At 59.7% G+C, this 3,253-nt stretch carries 5 protein-coding genes and 1 pseudogene; 3 read left to right on the top strand and 3 right to left on the bottom strand.

Annotation, left to right across the window (positions count from 1 at the left end; all coding sequences use genetic code 11):
• Both EN991_RS29050 and EN991_RS29045 read left to right on the top strand, forming a co-directional pair.
• Positions 1 to 767, top strand: a 767-nt coding sequence (locus EN991_RS29050) for a LysR family transcriptional regulator (protein WP_164769440.1), incomplete at its 5' end; no start/stop codon positions are given.
• Between the two features lie 441 nt (positions 768 to 1,208).
• The gene (locus tag EN991_RS29045; RefSeq protein ID WP_245461100.1) at positions 1,209 to 1,475 is read left to right on the top strand and encodes an AraC family transcriptional regulator; all 267 of its coding nucleotides are present in this window, start codon (positions 1,209 to 1,211) and stop codon (positions 1,473 to 1,475) included.
• Between the two features lie 259 nt (positions 1,476 to 1,734).
• Here the strand turns inward: EN991_RS29045 and EN991_RS29040 are convergent.
• A pseudogene (locus tag EN991_RS29040) lies at positions 1,735 to 1,960 on the bottom strand (SOS response-associated peptidase family protein); the annotation flags it as partial.
• A 6-nt stretch (positions 1,961 to 1,966) separates the two neighbouring features.
• Here EN991_RS29040 and EN991_RS40035 point away from each other — a divergent pair.
• Entirely contained in the window at positions 1,967 to 2,161 is a 195-nt protein-coding gene (locus EN991_RS40035) for a hypothetical protein (protein ID WP_164769439.1), read from the top strand.
• A gap of 79 nt (positions 2,162 to 2,240) precedes the next feature.
• On the opposite strand, the gene EN991_RS29035 is transcribed toward EN991_RS40035, so the two are convergent.
• Entirely contained in the window at positions 2,241 to 2,771 is a 531-nt protein-coding gene (locus EN991_RS29035; protein ID WP_127370039.1) for a ferritin-like domain-containing protein, read from the bottom strand.
• A 141-nt stretch (positions 2,772 to 2,912) separates the two neighbouring features.
• Complete coding sequence (locus EN991_RS29030; RefSeq protein WP_127370038.1) at positions 2,913 to 3,095, bottom strand: hypothetical protein; 183 nt, start codon at positions 3,093 to 3,095, stop codon at positions 2,913 to 2,915.
• Between the last annotated feature and the right edge of the window lie 158 nt (positions 3,096 to 3,253).

The raw sequence follows: 3,253 nt of genomic DNA, 5'->3' as shown, positions 1-3,253 counted from the left end.
TCACGCAGACCACTGTAAGTGCTCGCATTCGGACGCTGGAGGAGGAGCTCGGACGGCAGCTCTTCATCCGTAACCGCAACGGCGCTCAACTGACGCCGGCGGGACGCGAGTTCGAGCGGTTCGCCCAGTCCTTCGTGCAAATATGGGAACGTGCTCGACACCAGCTCGCCATCCCTTCGGGGCGGACGAGCGTGGTGGCGCTGAGCGGCGAACTGAGCCTCTGGAACCCGCTTCTGCTGGACTGGCTGGTTTGGATGCGAAAGGCGAGGCCGGAAATCGCCATCAACGCACAGGTCGGGGTGCCGGACCAACTCATCGAACAGCTCAGGACGGGGGTTCTCGATATCGCGGTGCTATACGCGCCGAAGCTGCTCCCGGGGTTCAAGGTAGAGCTTCTCGTCGAGGAGCAACTCGTCCTGGTCCGGACGACCGACAGAGACGGAGAGGCTGCCGGTTCCAAGGACTATGTCTATGTCGACTGGGGGCCGCTGTTTGCGGCTCAGCATGATGCCAGTTCCTCTGCCTTTGGCGAGCCTGGATTGATGGTCGGCCTTGGTCCGCTCGGGCTGAGCTACATCCTGCGCGCCGGTGGCATGGGATATTTCCGCAGGGGCGCGGCAGCTCCTTATATCGAGACAGGCCAGTTGGAGGTCGTGGAAGGCTCCCCGGAATTCACCTATCCAGCCTATGCGGTCTATCCCGAAGCTAGCGAGGCTCGGCCCGACGTGAAGGAAGCGTTGCGCGGCCTGAAGCAAGTTGTGAAATGATCGTTCCTCCCAGGCGCGGAGGTCAACAAGAATTTCCACAACCACGCCCTGTCGGCGGAGTTTCTTGCCGACCTGAACCGACTTGTGCCCCTCGGCAGGGCAGCGGCGGTGCGTCATCATGGCGCCGGACAGGCGGGAACGCCTCCTTAGGCCGCTTCAGCCGGGATGTCGACAACTGCCTCGGCGAGTTCCGTCAAAGCCGCGTCGGTCTCTTCTCTCCGCCGAGCGTGAGGTCCAGCAGCTTGACCGCATCTTGTACACAGCCCATGCCTCCACCTCTGAGCAGGAATTTGCAACGTGGGACTGACTCTGTGAGCAACGCGAGCTTGACTTCGGCGGCATCCTTCAACGCAGCTGTGGCCGCAGGCCGAACCTTGTGGCTGGGAGCCGCACGGCCCCCTCAGGCGGAACTTTAAGTGCGATGTATCAGGAGACCAAAAAATGCCGAGTGACGATGGCCTCCCCGGGTCGATTTTCGGTCGCAATTCGGCCCGACAGCCGACGCTCAACACGAAGGGCGGGCTTTCGGTCCGCAGCACTCGTCGCGTGCAGGAATTCCTGGACAAGAACTTCACGCGCAAGCTGGCGCTTGCCGAGATGGCCGCGGTTTGCGGTCTCTCACCTTATCACTTCATGCGTGCTTTCTCGAAGACGTTTGGAATGCCGCCGCACCGTTACGTGATCGAGCGGCGGCTGAATTTTTGCTGAAAGGCAGCTTGCCCTTACCCGTATGACGATCCCCGACATTGCTCATTCCTGCGGATTTTCGAGTCAGAGCCATCTTACCACCGTGATGAAGAAATACCGACGGACGACGCCGTTGAAGGCGCGGCTGGCAAAGTAGACCCCAACGTTTGAATATTAGGCCCAATTCGTACCTAAGCCTCGGCTGTGACAGCCGCCACATGCGGGCTTTACGTCGTCAGATGCCGAGGCTCAGAACCGGCCGGCCGGTTGTTTTGCCCCTTTAGCGCTTGGGTTGACGACCGCCGGCGTCGCTCCCTTCCCGAACGGTCTCGATTGCCAACCCAGCCGGCAGGGCCGTCAGCAGATCAGCCGGGTTTCGTGACTTGGATCCATGCCGCCCAGTCCTCTGGGCGCAACACGACGATCTGGCGATTGTGTATGGGCGCCATATCAGGCCCGGGCTCCGTCGTCAGCATCGCGAATGTGGGTGGCTTGTTGCCTTCGCCGTCAACATGAAGACAGTGATGTTCCCGTTTTTCGGCAGCCACCGGCAGGCGGCGGTGTCAGGCGCCGCAGACTACGGCTTGCGTACCGTCGTGCAGGATGCCCTGTGTAGCGCCTCCGATGAGGCTCATGATGCCATGATCGATGTGTTCAGCAGCCGCAACAGCCAGCACATCGAAACTGCCACTACCGATCAAGTTTAAGAGACTAGACAGAGTAACTCGATCTCGCAAGGCAAGGGTTGCGACGAGGCCGTGACCCTTGTTGCGTGGGCCTGAAGGATCAAGCCGCTTTTTGCTGCTCGGCCGCCTTGTCGTTCACGCCGGATTCGCCGAGGGAGGTCAGGGCCTCATCGGTGGCCTTCTCCTCTTCGAGCGTGGCGTTGAGGAGTTTGACAATGTCATTCTTACCCAGCGACGTCGCCCAGGCGATCAGCGTGCCGTAACGTGCGATCTCGTAATGCTCCACCGCCTGCGCGGCGCCGACAAGGCCGGCGTCGATCGAGGGCGAACCCTTGTATTCCTCGAGGATCTCCGATCCTTCCTCGATGATGCCGTCAATCGCCGGGCAGGTCTTGCCGCGGGCGGCGGCACCCAGGATGTCGAACACTTGCTCGAGTCGCTCCACCTGACCCTCGGTCTCGACACGGTGTTTTTCAAAGGCGGCGGAAACCTGCTCGTCCTGCGCGCCCTTGGTCATCTTTGGCAGGGCTTTCAGAATTTTCTTCTCGGCGTAATAAATATCCTTGAGGCCATCGAGGAACATGTCCTCAAGGCCCTTATTGCTGGCGCTTGCTTTGTTGGTGGCTGCCATCTGACAATCTCCTTTGGTTGAAATCACCCGATCGGGTGCTATTCAACCTGGAGTGTGTCGGCAGGTTCCATTGGATGGCACTTTTATGCATCTGCCAGGCGAGATCTAATCGGCGTATCGCGCAACGCCTATGATTGGGACTCAATCGACCTTCAGGCGATCCGACAGATTTTTCGTTACTCTCTGAATAAGGGCGACCTTGAATGCAGCACCTGCGGGGTCGCACCTCGCTTTGGACGGGCCGTTGATCATCAGAACAATTTTAGCAGACTTCTCCGTGAGGCCGTGCCTGGCTGCAAAATCGGCGACCTCAAGGATAGTCATTCTCGACTGCCTTTTGCCCTGCACGGTCTCCTCCGGCGGCATTCAAAGCCCATTGCCACCATAAACCGCTTGTCCGCCATTCAAGTAATGCGCTTGGGCGCACGGCCGGCGCCGGCTGATATTTGCCGCTTCGAATGTTGGATCTGATACCCTAATAG

The organism is Mesorhizobium sp. M7A.F.Ca.US.005.03.2.1 (genome assembly GCF_003997795.1).
GTDB classification, from domain to species: Bacteria; Pseudomonadota; Alphaproteobacteria; order Rhizobiales; family Rhizobiaceae; genus Mesorhizobium; species Mesorhizobium ciceri.
This window is presented reverse-complemented; position numbering and strand designations above follow the sequence as displayed.